Origin of the sequence: Paenibacillus sp. NPDC056722 (genome assembly GCF_042790635.1) — a bacterium.
In the GTDB taxonomy this organism is placed as follows: Bacteria; Bacillota; Bacilli; order Paenibacillales; family Paenibacillaceae; genus Paenibacillus_AQ; species Paenibacillus_AQ agri.
Genome location: NZ_JBHTYV010000040.1, coordinates 796 through 1,127 on the forward strand (window position 1 = coordinate 796; position 332 = coordinate 1,127).

Below are 332 nucleotides of genomic sequence, written 5' to 3' on the forward strand. Positions count from 1 at the left end.
GAGCTGGCAGCAGCTGAGCAAGCCTGACGGGGCGCTGCCGTGCGAGAGCTGACTCCCGACGAGGTGCGCCAGGCGGGCGATCCGATGGCTGTGGATAACTCCAATCAGGAGCCGATGCCTGTGGATAACTTGTTCATCGGGGCGCCGTGTCCTCTGCTTGTTAACGCGTTTCCGCAGGTCAAAGCCCCGTACCGCTTTGGTAGCGAGGACGCCGACGCGGCAGCGTTCGACGGCGCAGACCGCGGTTACACCCTCTCGTCCCTGCTCGCCCTTCGCTCGCACCTGACTGGGCTGTGACCCGCGCCCGACTGCGAGCCTGCTCGGTCCCCGGA

1 protein-coding gene is annotated in these 332 nt (G+C 66.6%); it reads left to right on the forward strand.

The features are described 5' to 3' along the window. The first annotated feature begins 84 nt into the window (after positions 1-84). Positions 85-297: a hypothetical protein gene (locus ACFRAM_RS28725; protein ID WP_379470443.1), complete on the forward strand. Its 213-nt coding sequence runs from the start codon at positions 85-87 to the stop codon at positions 295-297. The last annotated feature ends 35 nt before the right edge of the window (positions 298-332 follow it).